The organism is Aestuariimicrobium sp. Y1814, assembly GCF_050113895.1.
Taxonomy (GTDB): Bacteria; Actinomycetota; Actinomycetes; order Propionibacteriales; family Propionibacteriaceae; genus Aestuariimicrobium.
Window position 1 is genome coordinate 97,164 of sequence record NZ_JBNJRW010000008.1, and the last position, 14,134, is coordinate 111,297.

Sequence of the window (14,134 nt, forward strand, 5' to 3'; positions counted from 1 at the left end):
GAGGGGACCATCCGTGTTCGGAGCCAGCAAGGCAGATCGTGCCGCAGGGCCGGCTGCTGACGAGCCCGCCGACTGGCAGGCCCCCACCTGGGAAGAACTCGTCCGCGACCACTCCGACATGGTCTACCGCGTCGCGCTGCGGCTGACCGGCAACGCCCCCGACGCCGAGGACCTCACCCAGGAAGTGTTCATCCGGGCGTTCAAGTCGATCCACAAGTTCGAGCCGGGCACCCTCAACGGCTGGCTGCACCGGATCACCACCAACCTGTTCCTCGACGGCGCCCGCCGCAACAAGCGGATTCGTTTCGACCCGATGGCCGAGGCGCAGGAGCGGGTGCCCTCCTCGGCACGGGGCCCGGCCGAGGCGATGCTCGACACCTCCCTCGACCATGACGTGGCGCGTGCCCTGGCTGACCTGTCGCCCGACCACCGCGTCGCCGTCGTCCTGTGTGACATCGAAGGTCTCAGCTACGAAGAGATCGCGCAGATCCTGGACATCAAGATCGGCGCCGTGCGCAGCCGTATCCACCGCGGACGAGAGGGCCTGCGCCGCAGCCTGGCCCATCGTCGTCCCGCCGATGGGCACCAGTACATCCAGGGAGCCCCGGACGAACGCCCCGGCGAGGCCCGCGACCTGCAACCCGACCCGGCCCTGGCCAAGGTCCTCAAGCGATGATCCACCGCGACCTGATCCCCGCCGCCTGCCGCGCCGCCCGCGAGGCGGTCGACGGTGCCCGGGACGCGGCGACCGCAGCCCACCTGGCGGGCTGCGAGTCCTGCCGGCAGGCCACCGGTGAGATGCAGCAGGTGCTCGACCGCCTCAAGCATTGCAGCCACCCCACCTCAGCCCCCGACGGGTTGTCGGCGCGCCTGGCCGCGATCGCCGGGAACGAAGCCGACGAACCGCTGTGGCTGGCCTCGTCCGGTGCGGGCTCACTGCCCAGCCCCCGGCAGCGCCGCCGCCGCACCCTGGCCACCGGCTCAGTGGCACTGGTCGCCTGCTTCGGCATGCTGTTCACCCTCGGGCTGCTGCTGGCACCCACGGTGGACGAGGTCGCTGATGCCCGCACCACCGCGAACCGCGAGTTCGACCTGTCCCTGGGGATGGGGGCCGGCGCACAGGCCGTGAACGCCGTGATGGCCTCGGCCCAGGGTGGCCGGCTCAGCCCGACCCCGACCATGGAACGCCCCGGCGTGATGACCAGCCTCACCTGGACCACGGTCAGCCAGGACCAGGCCCTGTCGATGCTGCTGGAGGCCGTCGACCCGAAGGTCGGCTATGTCGGCACCCAGCGGGTCACCCTCTCGGGTGGCCAGGGGTTCGTCAGCGCCAACGTGTGGGTGGCCCAGCAGCCCGGCTCGGCGGTCAGCGTGGCTGTCCACGATGCTTCGGGCACCCTCATCAACTCCGGTGTGCTCCCGGCGCGCCACTCCGACCAGGTCAACAGCCTGCCGCCCAGCGCCAGCTGGTTCCGGGTCGCCCGCGGGGGCATCATCGCCGGGCACCCGGCCACGCTGCTCGAGGCCAAGCGCGCCGACCGGTCGCTGGTGGCGCGCTGGTGGGTCTCGCCCGAGCTCGGCCAGGTGTTGTGGAACGAGACCTTCGACTCCAACGGCACCCTGGTGCGCTCGGCCGGGTTCACCGAACTGCGGCTGACCAGTGAGCCGCCCGCCGACACCAACCCGATGCCGCTGCAGTTGAGCAAGGCGCCGGCCGTGGTGGCCTCGGCCACCCGACCCATGTGTACCGACGGGTTCGACTGCTCGAGCGAGTTGGCCGGGTTCCGGCTGTTGTCGATGAGTTCTGACTCGCCGCACAACCCGACGGTGATCCATGCGGTCTACGAGAAGGACGGGGTGTGCGTGACCGTGCTGCAGCAGCGCGGACGACTCGCCGAGCCCGCCGAGGGCCAGCAGTCGGGCCAGGACTTCGGGATCAGCACCGACCGCTCACTGGTCACCTGGCAGTCGGGCACGGTGGTCTACACCGTCACCACCAACGCCGGCCCCTCGGTGGCCCAGCAGGTGGCCGACGAACTACCCCACGACGCGCCCGCCCCCACCGACCCCGTCAGCAGGTCCCTGTCGGGGCTGGCCCGACTCCTCGGTCTCGGCCCGCGCTGAGGCGGGTTCGGGCAATCAGGCTATGGTTTGACACGTGGACCTTGGCGTTGGTGAAATCGGGATGCTCCTCATCCTGGCCGTTCTCATGTTCGGCCCGGAGAAGATCCCGCCGTTGGCGCGCAAGGCTGCCAAGGTCATCCACTTCCTGCGTGGCATCGCCAATGACGCGACCAGCCAGCTGCGCAGTGAGCTCGGGCCCGAGTACGCCAACCTGAGCATCACCGACCTGAACCCCAAGACGTTCATCGCCAAGCACCTGCTGGGTGACCTGCAGGAGGACCTGAACGAGATCAAGGAAGACCTCGGCTCGATCAAGAAGGACTTCGAGGCCGAGGGCAAGGACCTCACCGAGATCGAGAAGGCGATCAAGAACACCGACGACGCCATGGCCACCGCCAGCAGGGCGGCGGCCACGGCCGGTAACTACTGGACCGCGGCGCCCTTCGACGCCGAGGCCACGTAGTTGTCGGTCCCGCTCAGGCGGGGTTGAGGTCCAGGCGGACCTTCTTCAGGTCGAAGTCGCGCGGGCGGGCGCTCACGGTCTGGGCGAGCGCGTACATCGCCTGGGCCGAGGAGCTCAGCGGGTGGCTGTCGACGATCGGGACGCCCTCGTCGCCACCGCGACGCAGGTCGACGTCCATCGGGATCTGCCCGACCAGCGGGACCTCGTAACCGAGCCGTTCGCTGAGCACCGCGGCCACCTTCTCACCGCCGCCGCTGCCGTAGAGCTCGACCTTGTGGGTCTCGTGGCAGTGCGGGCAGGTGGTCTCGAGCCACGACATGTTCTCGACGACGCCGATGACCTTCTGCTGCATGATGCCTGCCATGGTGCCTGCTCGTTCGGCGACCTCGGCCGCGGCATCCTGCGGGGTGGTCACCACCAGCACCCACGAGTTCGGGATCTTCTGGCCCAGGCTCATCGCCACGTCACCGGTGCCCGGCGGCAGGTCGAGGATCAGGTAGTCCAGGTCACCCCAGTACACGTCGGCCAGCAACTGGGTCAGTGCCCGGTCGAGGATCGGGCCACGCCAGGCGATCACCTGGTCGCGGCTCGGCTTGAGCATGCCGACGCTGATCACCTTCAGGTCACCCGCGGGCACCGGCATGATCATGTCGTCGACCGGGGTGGGGCGGGCATCGCCCAGGCCCAGCATGTCGGGAATGGAGTGGCCGTAGATGTCGGCGTCCAGCAGGCCGACCTTGTGGCCCTGCTTGGCCAGCGCGGTGGCCAGGTTCACGGTGACCGACGACTTGCCGACGCCACCCTTGCCGGAGGCGACCGCGATCACCTTGGTCAGGTTGCCGGGCTGGCCGAAGGGGATCTCGCGTTCCACGACGCCGCCACGCAGCAGGGTCCGCAGGGCCTTGCGCTCCTCGTCGTCCATCACGCCGAGGTCGACCTGCACCTCGGAGATGCCCTCGATGGCCGAGACGGCATTGGTCACCTCGAGCCGCAGCGGGCCCTTCAGCGGGCAGCCCTCGGTGGTCAGCTTCACGTGGACCCTGGCCCGACCGGCGTCGTCGACGTCGATGTCACCGACCATCCCCAGTTCGGTGATCGGTCGCTTGATCTCGGGGTCGTTCACCTCGTGGAGGGCGGCACGGATCTTGGGCAGCAGCGGATGCTCGGCAGTCATGGCTCATCTCTAGATCGGAATTTGCGTAGTTTCAACTTACTGGACAGGGGGAACCGCCCCGGCGGTGGGACCGGTCACGGTCGCGGTGACTCCTCGGCGCGCCGGTCGAGCTCGGCCAGCAGGTCCCGCAGTTCCTGGCGCATCTCGCTGCGGATGTAGTCGCGGGTGGCCAGGTCGTTGACGCTCATGCGCAGGCTGGCGATCTCGCGGGCCAGGAAGTCCATGTCGGCGCGTGACTGCTGGGCGACCCGGCGGTCCTCCTCGAGCCCCAACCGGTCGCGGGCCTCCTGACGGTTCTGCGCCAGCAGGATCAGCGGCGCCGAGTACGAGGCCTGCGTCGAGAAGGCGAGGTTCAGCAGGATGAACGGGTAGGGGTCCCACTTGAGCCCGAACAGGCCGACCACGTTGAAGGTGATCCAGACGACCACGAAGACGGTCATCCACAACAGGAAGGTGGGGGTGCCCATGAACCGGGCCACGAACTCGGCGAATCGTCCGAACCCCTCGGTGCCGAAGGACAGCCGGGGCAGCCGCCACGAGCGGCGTTCGATCGGCTGGTCGAGACCGACTTCGTTCCGGCGGGAATCAGCCATGGCTCACCTCGGTGGGATCGGTTCCGTCCATCTGCTCCCCGCGCCAGTCCTCGGGCAGCATGTGGTCGAGCACGTCGTCGACGGTGACCGCGCCGACCAGGCGCTGGTCCTCGTCGACGACCGGGGCCACGACCAGGTTGTAGGTGGCGAAGTAGCGGCTGACCTCGGCCAGGGTCTGCTCGGGGCTCATCGGCTCCAGCGAGGCATCCACCATGCCGGCGACCGTCGCGGACGGGGGTTCGCGCAGCAGCCGCTGCACGTGGACACCACCGATGTAGCGGCCCGAAGGCACGTCCAGCGGTGAGCGGCACACGAACACCATGGACGCCAGCGCGGGGGTCAGCTCTTCCTGGCGGACCTTGGCCAGGGCGTCGGCGACGGTGGCGTCGACGCCGAGGATCACGGGCTCGGGGGTCATCATGGCGCCGGCGGTCGACTCGTCGTAGATGAGCAGGCTGCGCACGTCCCGGGCCTCCTCGGGTTCCATGCGTTGCAGCAGGTCCTCGGCAAGCGCCTCGGGCAGTTCCCGGATCAGGTCGGCCGCGTCGTCGGGGTCCATCTCTTCGAGGACGTCGGCGGCCCGTTCGGTGTCCAGGGTCTGCAGCAGGCTGACCTGTTCGTCCTCGGGAAGTTCCTCCAGGGCCTCGGCTAACTGCTCGTCGTCGAGGGCATGGGCGATCTCGGCGCGCCGGGAGGGTGCCATGTCGTGCAACTCTCGGGCGACGTCGGCGGCCTTCATGTCCGACATCTGGGCGACCACCTGGCGGGTGTCCTGGTCGTCCGAACCGCTGATGGCCTGGCCCACCGTGCCCCAGTCCAGGGTGTAGGTGTGGCGGCGCCGGCCCAGCCGCAGGCCGGGGCCGCTGCGCGCGTCGGCCAGGGCGACCTCGTCCAGTTCCCATTCCAGGTTGCGCACCCGGCGCATCGAGACGTCCTGGATGACAGCCCGGGTGCCGTCGGGACGATCGATCAGTCGCCCGAACAGGTCATCGATCACCAGCGTCTCGGCGTCACGGCGGATGAACCGGCGGGTGTCGACCGCGCCGCTGATGGCGACCTGGGTCGGGTCGATGGCGTGCACCCTCACCATCGGGATGAAGATCCGTTTGCGGGCGAACAACTCCACGACCAGGCCGCGGCAGCGTGGTGAGCGGCGACCGGAGCGTTCCTGGACCACCACGTCTCGGACCTTGCCGACCGGGTCGCCGAAACCATCGAGCACGGGCATGCCCTGCAGGCGTGCGATGAAGACCGACGATGTGTTCACGGTGTGAATCTATTGCATGACCGGCCCCGCACCGGGGAGTCCACGTTGCCTAGGCTGGGGTGCATGTCAGCTCCACAGTCCCGCCCGGTTCGTGCCCGCCGCAGCGTGCTGGCAGTGCCCGGCTCCAGTGACCGATTCATTGCCAAGGCGAGGGGTGTGGCCGCCGACTGCATCTTCCTCGACCTCGAGGACGCGGTCGCCCCGGCCGAGAAGCAGGCCGCCCGCACCAAGATCGTCGACGCGCTGAACGCAGGCGAAGGCTGGGCGCCGCGCACCGTCACCGTCCGCGTGAACGACTGGACGACGCCGTGGACCACCCAGGACGTCTGGCAGGTGGTCACCGGTGCAGGCGCCCACATCGACGCCCTGGTGCTGCCCAAGGCCACCAGCGCCGACCAGGTGCGCGCCCTCGACCTGGTGGTGACACAGGCCGAGCAGGAGGCGGGGCTGCCCGTCGGCCGGATCGGGGTCGAGATCCAGGTCGAGGACGCCGCCGGCCTGCTGCACGTCGCCGAGATCGCCGCCGCCAGCCCCCGCAACGAGTCGCTGGTCTTCGGCCCGGGTGACTTCATGGCCTCGATGGGGATGGCCTCACTGTCGGTGGGGGCCGGGATCGAGGGCTACCCCGGTGACCACTTCCACCATGTGCTGTCCACGATCCTGGTGGCGGCCCGGGCCCACGGGCTGGCGGCCATCGACGGGCCCTACGTCGCGATCAAGGACCTGGACGGGTTCCGGGCCTCGGCGCGGCGGGCAGCGGCCCTGGGCTATGACGGCAAGTGGGCGATCCATCCGACCCAGATCGAGGTCGCCAACGAGGTCTTCAGCCCCGACCCGGCCAACCTTGAACGGGCCCGGCGCATCATCGCGGCCTACGCCGAGGCCACCCAACGCGCCCAGGGGGCGGTAGGTGCGATCGTGGTGGACGGTGAGATGGTCGACGAGGCGGGCGTGAAGCTCGCGCAGGCCACCTTGGCGCGCCAGTAGAGTGGCTGGCAGGTGGCCGGCCGCGGCCCCGTGGCGAAAGGCGAACCGTTGTCCATGCAGAACCCCGAACCCCAGGACCTGGGCAAGGCGTTGATGTTGGAGTTCCCCCAGTCGATCGCGGTCTACGACACCTACGCCGAGGCGCAGCAGGCCGTCGACTACCTGGCCGACCACGAGTTCCCGGTCAACCAGTTGGTCATCGTGGGCACCGACCTGAAGACCATCGAGCGGGTCATCGGACGAAAGACCTGGGGCAATGTGATGGTGCAGGGGGCCATGTCGGGCATCTTCATGGGTCTGCTGGTCGGCCTGATGCTGGGCATCTTCGTCCCCGGTGCCTGGGGCAGCATGCTGCTGGCCGGCCTGGCCTTCGGTGTGGCCTTCGGCATGATCAATGCCGCCATCTCCTACGGCATGAGCGGCGGCAAGCGTGACTTCAACTCGGTGCGCCAGACGGTGGCCAGCAAGTACGAGGTGCTCGGCGAGCACAAGGTCACCCAGCAGGCGCGCCAGATGCTGATGCAGGCACCCGGTGAGCGGCGCCGCCAGTTCCAGGGCGGCACCACCGGTGTGGTGCACACCCCCCTCGGCGGCGAGCAGCCGCCCGTCCAGCAGCAGACCCCGACCCAGCAGCCGCCGACCCAGCTGTGAACTTTCGTCCGCCCGGTGGGGCCGCGGCGTTCTGGGACGCCCGCTACGACCACCCGAACCACGTCTACGGCTACAAGCCCAACGATTTCCTTGCCCAGAACGAGATCCTGCTGCGACGCGGTTCGCGGGTGCTGTGCATCGGCGACGGTGAGGGACGCAACGGGGTCTGGCTGGCCGAACGCGGCCACCGGGTGACCACGGTCGACATCTCCGCGGTCGCCGTGGGCAAGGCGCGGGCACTGGCCGCCGAACGCGGTGTGCAGGTCGAGGCGCTGGTCGGTGACCTCGAGACGTGGGTGCACACTGAGGCCGCCCAGGGCCCCTGGGATGCGGTGGTCTCCATCTTCTGCCACCTGCCCGCCGACATCCGCGGCGGCATCAGCCAGGCGCTGGTGGGGTTGATGGCGCCGTCCGGCAAGCTGCTGCTGGAGGCCTACACCCCCGCCCAGCTGCAGCTGGGCACCGGCGGCCCATCCGAAGAGAGCGTGCTGCTCAACCGTGAGCGGGTGCAGCAGGACTGGGCCGGGCTGGTGCTCGACATCCACCTGGTCGAACGGCGGATCTTCGAGGGGATGGCCCACCAGGGCCTGTCCAGCGTGGTGCAGGTGCTGGGTCAGAAACCCTGACTCACAACCACTTGTTGCGCCGGAACAGCACCGCCAGCACCGCCATGATCAGGGCCATCGCGCCCAGGGTGATGAAGTAGCCCCAGTGGTAGTCCAGCTCGGGCATGTAGGTGAAGTTCATGCCGTAGATGGCCCCGACCAGGGTCGGCACCGCCAGGATCGCCACCGCCGCCGAGATCTTGCGCATGTCCTGGTTGTCCTTGACGCTCAACCGGGCCAGGCCGGCCTGCAAGAGGTTGGTCAGCACCTCGTCGAAGGAGGCGACCGCTTCACGGGCCTCGGTGTGGTGGTCGGAGACCTCACGGAAGTAGGCGCGCGCATCAGCAGGCACCAGGGGGATGTCCCGGCTGGCCAGCAGGGTCAGCGGCAGCGACAGCGGTGCCATCGAGCGACGGAACTCGATGACCTCACGCTTGAGCTGGTAGACCTTCGACAGGTCCGGGTTGCTGGTGGGTTCGAAGAGCTGTTCCTCGACCTCGTCGAGGTCCTCCTCGATCTCGGCGACCACCTGCAGGTAGTCGTCCACCACCCGGTCGAAGACCGAGTAGAGCACCACGTGCGGGCCGTCGGCCAGGAACTCGGGCCTCTGTTCGAGTTCGTGGCGCATCGTGCGCAGCGGCGACTGCTCCCCGCGGCGCACCGTCATGATGAAGTTCGGGCCCAGGAAGACCATGATCTGGCCGGTCGAGACGACCTCGGCGGCCTCGTCGACGTTGGCATGCTCGAGGTAGGCGACCGTGCTGAGCACGGCGAAGACGGTGTCGTCGAAGAACTCCAGCTTCGAGCGGGTGTGGCCCTCGACGGCATCCTCGATCGCCAGCGGGTGCAGGTGGAACTGGGTCGCGAAGTGCGTCATGTCCTCGTTGGTGGGGTCCTTCAACCCCAACCATACGAAACCATCCCCGACCTGCGCGCGGTCGGTGGCGTGCTGCAGGTCATCGGTGTCCTGCCGGACACCCTCGACGTACCAACCCCAGGCCACCACCGAGTCGGGCGTGGTCTCCCACTGGGGCAGTCGGCGGTTGACGGCCTGGTGGGTCGGCGCCTTCCGGACGACCATCAGGGCCGCTGTTCCAGCAGTGGGGCCATCCAGGCCTCGACCTCGTCGGGGTCACGCGGCAGCTTGTCGGACAGGATCCGGCAGCCGTCGGCGGTGATCACGATGTCGTCCTCGATGCGCACACCGATGCCCTTCAGCTCGTCGGGCACCAGCAGGTCGGTGGCCTTGAAGTACAGGCCGGGCTCGACGGTGATCACCATGCCCTCGCGGAGCACCCCCTCGCGGTACTGCTCGGCGCGGGCCTGGGCGCAGTCGTGCACGTCGAGGCCGAGGTGGTGGCTGGTGCCGTGCACCATCCAGCGGCGGTGCTGCCCACCGTCGGGGCCCAGCGACTCCTCGGCGGTGACCGGCAGCAGGCCCCATTCCTCGAGCCGGGTGGCGATCACCTTGATGGCCGCGGCGTGCACGTCCTTGAAGGTGGTGCCCGGGCGGGCGACCGCCAGCGCGGCCTGCTGGGCCTCGAGGACGACCTCGTAGACCTTCCGCTGGGCCGGTGAGAAGGTGCCGTTGACCGGCAGGGTGCGGGTGATGTCGGCGGTGTAGAGGCTGTCGAGCTCGACGCCGGCGTCCATCAGCAGCAGGTCGCCGTCATTGAGGTCGCCGTCGTTGCGCACCCAGTGCAGGGTGTTGGCGTGGTCGGCGCCCGCGGCGATGGTGTCGTAGCCCACGGCATTGCCGTGGTGGCGCGCGTACAGGCCGAAGATGCCCTCGACCCAACGTTCTCCGCGTCCCCGGCGCACGGCCTCGGGCAGGTCGCGGACGACGGCCTCGAATCCCTCGGCCGAGGCGTCGCAGGCCCGCTGCAGCTGCTCGACCTCGAAGGCGTCCTTGACCAGGCGCTGCTCGGAGGCGAACACGGCCAGCTCCTGGTCGCGCTGCTCATGGCCGGTGTGCCCGGCCTGCGCCCGCAGCGTGTCGACGGTGGCGCTGACCTGGGCGTCCACGTCGCGCAGCAGCCGCAGCTGGGTCGAGTCGAGGTTCTTGCCCAGGTGTTCGTCCAACTGGCTGATCGGGGCGCAGGGGATGCCGATCATCGCCGACATCTCGTCGAGCGACTCCCGCTGGCCGACCCACATCTCGCCGTAGCGGGCATCGGCGTAGAACTCGCGGTCGGTGCGCGGTGCTCGGGGGGTGAAGTACAGGGTCGCGACGTGGGTGCCGACCTGGTCGCCGACCTGCTCGCCCTGGTCGGCCGGTTCCAGGACCAGCACGGCATCGGGTTCCCGGTCTCCGCCGAGGCCCGAGTAGTAGGCGAAGGCGGTGTCCGGCCGGTAGGGGTAGTCAGTGTCGTTGGCGCGCACCTTCAACCCGCCCGCGGGCAGGACGATGCGGTCGTGCGGGAACGCGGCCCCCAGCGCCAGGCGGCGGGCAGGGGTCCAGGCGCTGGCCGGCAGCGGGTCGGGCAGGGTGTCGGGGTAGGGCGCCCAGCCGGTGGGGATGAAGTCGCGGAAGGCCTGCGAGAAGGGGTTCTGCCGGTTCGGCAGCTCCTCGGCGGGGGCCTGGTCGGCCTCGGGGGAGTCGGGCGGGGTGGCCTCGCTCATCGCGACTGCTCCTGTTCTGCTGGGGGCGGGGCGCTGCACGTGCCCCGGTCAGGGGACATCATAGGCTCGCCCGCATGAGTCCTACCGATCGGTTGTCCCTCGAGGCGCTGCCCGAACTGCTCGTCCGGCTCGGGGTCGACCCGCTCGACCGGGAGCCAATCAGCGTGATGGTGGCGCAGTTGCTGGCTGACCGGGCCGCCCGCGACGAGGTCGACCGGCTCGCCGCGGAACTGTTGCTCGCCGGGTTGGGACAGTGGGAGGACAGCTGGCAGCGCCCGGGGTTCGCCCCCTCGACCCCCGAGGACCGGTGGATGGAGGGCGGTCCGGCCTTGTGTGCGCTGCTGGCGACCGCCGCAGATGTGCACGACCACCACCGCTCGCGGGGCATCGACGCCGAGGTCAGCTGGGCGTCCTTGGCCGACCTCGGCCAACAGGTCACCAAGCACCGGCTGGTGCGTGGCTCCACGGGGTTGACCCAGGCCAACTGGCTGCGCAACGTGTGGGCCGGCGACTTCGTCCGCCTCGGACGACTGCAGTTCGAGCTGTACCGGGTCAGCTTCGACGACGCCCCGGGCCCGGTGCAGGTGCTCAACACCCACATCCCCGGGGACGGATCGATGGCGCCGGGCGCGGTGGGCGCCTCATTGGCGGCTGCGGCCGGGTTCTACCGGGAGCACTACGCCGACCAGCTCGACGACCTGGACGGCCGGGGCCCGGGGGTGGCGTGGATCTACTGCCAGTCGTGGCTGCTCGACCGGGAGCTCGCCGCCCTGCTGCCGAGCAGCAACATCGCCGACTTCGCCGAACGCTGGGAACCGGCCGGTGGCATCGACCACGACCGCGACGGCTACTACTTCGTGTTCAACATCGAGCCGGGGGCAGACGAGCAGCTGCCCGGCCGGCTCGACGAGTTGCCGCAGCGGACCTCCCTCGAACGCGCCCTGGTCGCACATTGGCGGGCCGGCAAGCACCTGCGCCAGGCCCGGGGGCGCATCCCTGCACGGTAGAGTCGGGTCCCACAAGTCCATCCGAGGAGGGTCCCATGAAGGCATCACCGGAAGACCAGCTGCGTCTTCTCGTCCTGGCCGACGCCGATGTCGCCATCGCCCGGGCCCGGCATCGGCGCGCCGAACTCCCCGAGGTGGCCCAGTTGCGCGAACTGGGCGCCCAGCGCAACGCGGTGACCGCCGAACTGGTGGCCGCCGAGACCCAGCTGGGCGATCTGGTCGCCGAACAGGAACAGCTCGAGGGTGACCTCGAACCCGCCCGCGCGCGGCTGGTGCGCAACCAGGGCAGGGTCGATGCCGGCGAGATCGGTGACCCGAAGGCCCTGCGTTCGATGCTGGAGGAGATCGAGCACCTCAAGGGACGCATCAGCAAGCTCGAGGACGCCGAACTCGACCTGATGCAGTCGATCGAGGACACCACCGCCGTGTGCGACGAGATCGCTGCCAGGCGAGGGGTCATCGACAATCAGGCCCGGGGCCTGATCGCCGCCCGCGACAGTGCCTTCGCCGAGATCGACGCGGAACTGGTCGAACTGGGCAACGACCGGCAGGCGCAGGCCGTGGTCGTCCCTGATGAGTTGCTGGCGATGTACGAGAAGATCGCGGCCCGCTGGGGCACCGGTGCGGCGAAGCTGACCGACGGACGCTGCATGGGCTGCCACGTGGAGGCGAACGCAGCTGATCTGCGCCAGTACTCCGCAGCCTCGCCCGATCAGGTCGTAAGGTGCGAGGAGTGCGGGCGCATCCTCGTCCGCTGAGCTGGTCCACGGAGGGACCGGTCTGCTGACGGAAGGACGTGCCCATGCCCGCTGTCGAGTTCCGGATCACCCCCGAACTGCCGGACCCGCTGCGGGCGGCATTCGAGGACCTGCGTGAGGAACTGTCGGTGCCCACTGAGTTCCCGGACGAGGTGCTGGCCGAGGTCGACCAGGTCGTGGCGCGGGGATTCGACCAGTCGCTGGGACATGTCGACCTGACCGACATCGCCTTCGTCACCATCGACCCGCCGGACTCGATGGACCTCGACCAGGCCATGCACATCGCCCGCACCGACGACGGCGGCTACCTGGTGCACTACGCGATCGCCGACGTGGCGGCCTGGCTGCCGGCCGGTGGCGCGATCGACGCCGAGACCCACCGCCGCGGGCAGACCTTCTATGCCCCGCACACCCGCTACCCGCTGCACCCGCCGACGCTCAGTGAAGGGGCCGCGAGCCTGCTCGCCGATGGCGTGGCCCGGCCCGCCCAGGTGTGGAGGATGCAGCTCGACCAGCCCGGTGAGATCGTCGATGCCACCGTGATCCGCGGGTTGGTGGCCAGCCGGGCGAAGCTCAACTACGCCGACGTGCAGGCCGACATCGACGCCGGCACCGCGATCGAGACCATGGTGCTGCTCAAGGAGGTCGGCCAGCTGCGCCAACGCGTCGAGGTCGAGCGCGGCGGTGTCAGCCTCAACCTGCCCGACCAGCAGGTCGAGGTCGACGACGACGGGGCCTGGCGGCTGTCGTACCGTGAGCCGCTGCCCAACGAGGACTGGAACGCGCAGATCTCGCTGATGACCGGGTTCAGCGCGGCCAGGATCATGCTCGATGCCGGGGTCGGGGTGCTGCGCACCCTGCCGCCGGCCAGCAAGCAGACGATCAACCTGCTGCGGAAGGTGGCCGCCTCGTTGAAGCTGCCGTGGCCCGACTCGATGGACTACGGCGACTTCGTCCGCTCGCTCGACCCCGGCCAACCGCAGGGCCAGGCCATGATGATGGCCTGCGTGCGGCTGTTCCGGGGCGCCGGGTACACGATCATCGAGCCCGGCCTGTCGGCTGACGAGACGGTGCACGGAGCGCTGGCCGCCCAGTACGCGCACGTGACCGCGCCGCTGCGCCGCCTGGTCGACCGGCATGTCGGTGAGATCTGCGTGGCGCTGTGCGCCGGGGACGAGGTGCCCGAGTGGGTGCTCTCGGCGCTGGACGAACTGCCGGACACCATGCGTGAGTCGGACCGCCGGGCCAAGGCCTTCGAGCGGGGCATCACCAACATGGTGGAGGCGTTGATCCTGCAGGACCGGGTGGGGGAGAAGTTCGAGGGCGTCGTGGTCAGCGTGGACGAGGGCGACCGCGACGAGGGCGTGATCTCACTGACCGACCCGGCCGTGGAGGCCCCGGTGAAGGGACGCGGGGTGGCGCTGGGTGAAGTGGTCACCGTGACCCTGAAGCGGGCCAGCGTCGCGGACGGCAAGGTCTCGTTCGTCACCCGCTAGGCTTGTTCCTTGGACGAGTCGGCCAGATGATCGCGGTCGCCACCCCCGGGTGGTGGCTGAGGAAAGTCCGGGCTCCACAGGGCAGGATGGTGGGTAACGCCCACCCGGGGTGACCCGCGGGCCAGTGCAACAGAAAGTAGACCGCCAACCCAGGTTGGTAAGGGTGAAACGGTGGTGTAAGAGACCACCAGCACGCCAGGTGACTGGCGTGGCTGGGTAAACCCCATCCGGAGCAAGACCAGACAGGGCGTGTTCGAGGGCTGCCCGCCCGAGCGTCCGGGTAGGTCGCACCGTGCGTGCACGGAAGGCCGTTGGCAACAACGGTCGCAGATAGATGATCATCCTTCGACAGAACCCGGCTTACAGGCCGGCTCGTCCCTCTTTATC

The 14,134-nt window shown here is 69.4% G+C and carries 13 protein-coding genes, 1 other RNA gene and 1 pseudogene; 10 read left to right on the forward strand and 5 right to left on the reverse strand.

What is annotated here, in order from left to right; genetic code table 11:
- Window positions 1-13: 13 nt before the first annotated feature.
- Genes sigE through ACQE3C_RS10620 form a run of 3 tightly spaced genes read left to right on the forward strand, consistent with a single transcriptional unit; the run spans window position 14 to window position 2,587 of the window.
- Window positions 14-676 carry an RNA polymerase sigma factor SigE gene (gene sigE / locus ACQE3C_RS10610; protein ID WP_434539156.1) on the forward strand — a complete coding sequence of 221 codons (663 nt, stop codon included), beginning with the start codon at window positions 14-16 and terminating at the stop codon, window positions 674-676.
- Entirely contained in the window at window positions 673-2,124 is a 1,452-nt protein-coding gene (locus ACQE3C_RS10615; protein ID WP_434539157.1) for a hypothetical protein, read from the forward strand. The genes sigE and ACQE3C_RS10615 overlap by 4 nt, the downstream gene beginning before the upstream one ends.
- Before the next feature lie 34 nt (window positions 2,125-2,158).
- Window positions 2,159-2,587 (forward strand): sec-independent translocase, encoded by a 429-nt coding sequence (locus ACQE3C_RS10620; protein ID WP_434539158.1) that lies wholly within the window; start codon window positions 2,159-2,161, stop codon window positions 2,585-2,587.
- A gap of 13 nt (window positions 2,588-2,600) precedes the next feature.
- Here ACQE3C_RS10620 and ACQE3C_RS10625 read toward each other — a convergent pair whose 3' ends face one another.
- The 3 genes from ACQE3C_RS10625 to ACQE3C_RS10635 form a co-directional block, all read right to left on the reverse strand.
- A complete protein-coding gene (locus ACQE3C_RS10625; RefSeq protein ID WP_434539159.1) occupies window positions 2,601-3,761 on the reverse strand; it encodes an Mrp/NBP35 family ATP-binding protein in 1,161 nt (386 codons plus the stop codon).
- A gap of 74 nt (window positions 3,762-3,835) precedes the next feature.
- Complete coding sequence (locus tag ACQE3C_RS10630; RefSeq protein WP_434539160.1) at window positions 3,836-4,354, reverse strand: DUF1003 domain-containing protein; 519 nt, start codon at window positions 4,352-4,354, stop codon at window positions 3,836-3,838.
- Window positions 4,347-5,621 (reverse strand): magnesium transporter MgtE N-terminal domain-containing protein, encoded by a 1,275-nt coding sequence (locus tag ACQE3C_RS10635; RefSeq protein ID WP_434539161.1) that lies wholly within the window; start codon window positions 5,619-5,621, stop codon window positions 4,347-4,349. Before ACQE3C_RS10635 ends, ACQE3C_RS10630 begins: the two co-directional genes overlap by 8 nt.
- A 63-nt stretch (window positions 5,622-5,684) precedes the next feature.
- Here ACQE3C_RS10635 and ACQE3C_RS10640 point away from each other — a divergent pair, with 63 nt between their 5' ends.
- The 3 genes and pseudogenes from ACQE3C_RS10640 (at window position 5,685) to ACQE3C_RS10650 (ending at window position 7,885) form a co-directional block, all read left to right on the forward strand.
- Window positions 5,685-6,608, forward strand: coding sequence for an HpcH/HpaI aldolase/citrate lyase family protein (locus ACQE3C_RS10640; protein ID WP_434539162.1), 924 nt, complete (start codon window positions 5,685-5,687; stop codon window positions 6,606-6,608).
- 54 nt (window positions 6,609-6,662) lie between these two features.
- Window positions 6,663-7,166: pseudogene (locus tag ACQE3C_RS10645) on the forward strand (general stress protein); the annotation flags it as partial.
- An 89-nt stretch (window positions 7,167-7,255) separates the two neighbouring features.
- Window positions 7,256-7,885, forward strand: a complete 630-nt coding sequence (locus ACQE3C_RS10650; RefSeq protein WP_434539163.1) for an SAM-dependent methyltransferase — start codon at window positions 7,256-7,258, stop codon at window positions 7,883-7,885.
- Between the two features lies 1 nt (window position 7,886).
- Here the strand turns inward: ACQE3C_RS10650 and ACQE3C_RS10655 are convergent, their stop codons facing one another.
- On the reverse strand, window positions 7,887-8,945 hold the full coding sequence (locus ACQE3C_RS10655) for a magnesium and cobalt transport protein CorA (protein ID WP_434539164.1): 1,059 nt from the start codon (window positions 8,943-8,945) through the stop codon (window positions 7,887-7,889).
- Complete coding sequence (locus ACQE3C_RS10660) at window positions 8,945-10,486, reverse strand: aminopeptidase P family protein (protein ID WP_434539165.1); 1,542 nt, start codon at window positions 10,484-10,486, stop codon at window positions 8,945-8,947. Before ACQE3C_RS10660 ends, ACQE3C_RS10655 begins: the two co-directional genes overlap by 1 nt.
- A 74-nt stretch (window positions 10,487-10,560) precedes the next feature.
- Between ACQE3C_RS10660 and ACQE3C_RS10665 the strand changes: the two genes are divergently transcribed.
- The 4 genes from ACQE3C_RS10665 (at window position 10,561) to rnpB (ending at window position 14,126) form a co-directional block, all read left to right on the forward strand.
- Window positions 10,561-11,493 (forward strand): acyltransferase domain-containing protein, encoded by a 933-nt coding sequence (locus tag ACQE3C_RS10665; protein ID WP_434539166.1) that lies wholly within the window; start codon window positions 10,561-10,563, stop codon window positions 11,491-11,493.
- Window positions 11,494-11,528: 35 nt separating this feature from the next.
- On the forward strand, window positions 11,529-12,251 hold the full coding sequence (locus tag ACQE3C_RS10670) for a zinc ribbon domain-containing protein (protein WP_434539167.1): 723 nt from the start codon (window positions 11,529-11,531) through the stop codon (window positions 12,249-12,251).
- Window positions 12,252-12,295: 44 nt separating this feature from the next.
- Window positions 12,296-13,747 (forward strand): RNB domain-containing ribonuclease, encoded by a 1,452-nt coding sequence (locus tag ACQE3C_RS10675; RefSeq protein WP_434539168.1) that lies wholly within the window; start codon window positions 12,296-12,298, stop codon window positions 13,745-13,747.
- A gap of 14 nt (window positions 13,748-13,761) precedes the next feature.
- An RNA gene (gene rnpB / locus ACQE3C_RS10680) (RNase P RNA component class A) lies at window positions 13,762-14,126 on the forward strand.
- The last annotated feature ends 8 nt before the right edge of the window (window positions 14,127-14,134 follow it).

Coding starts and splice junctions, on each gene's coding strand:
- ACQE3C_RS10655 (WP_434539164.1), bottom strand. CDS start 8,945: ATGGTCGTCCGGAAGGCGCCGACCCACCAGGCCGTCAACCGCCGACTG.
- ACQE3C_RS10675 (WP_434539168.1), top strand. CDS start 12,296: ATGCCCGCTGTCGAGTTCCGGATCACCCCCGAACTGCCGGACCCGCTG.
- ACQE3C_RS10660 (WP_434539165.1), bottom strand. CDS start 10,486: ATGAGCGAGGCCACCCCGCCCGACTCCCCCGAGGCCGACCAGGCCCCC.
- ACQE3C_RS10640 (WP_434539162.1), top strand. CDS start 5,685: ATGTCAGCTCCACAGTCCCGCCCGGTTCGTGCCCGCCGCAGCGTGCTG.
- ACQE3C_RS10630 (WP_434539160.1), bottom strand. CDS start 4,354: ATGGCTGATTCCCGCCGGAACGAAGTCGGTCTCGACCAGCCGATCGAA.
- ACQE3C_RS10625 (WP_434539159.1), bottom strand. CDS start 3,761: ATGACTGCCGAGCATCCGCTGCTGCCCAAGATCCGTGCCGCCCTCCAC.
- ACQE3C_RS10615 (WP_434539157.1), top strand. CDS start 673: ATGATCCACCGCGACCTGATCCCCGCCGCCTGCCGCGCCGCCCGCGAG.
- ACQE3C_RS10670 (WP_434539167.1), top strand. CDS start 11,529: ATGAAGGCATCACCGGAAGACCAGCTGCGTCTTCTCGTCCTGGCCGAC.
- ACQE3C_RS10665 (WP_434539166.1), top strand. CDS start 10,561: ATGAGTCCTACCGATCGGTTGTCCCTCGAGGCGCTGCCCGAACTGCTC.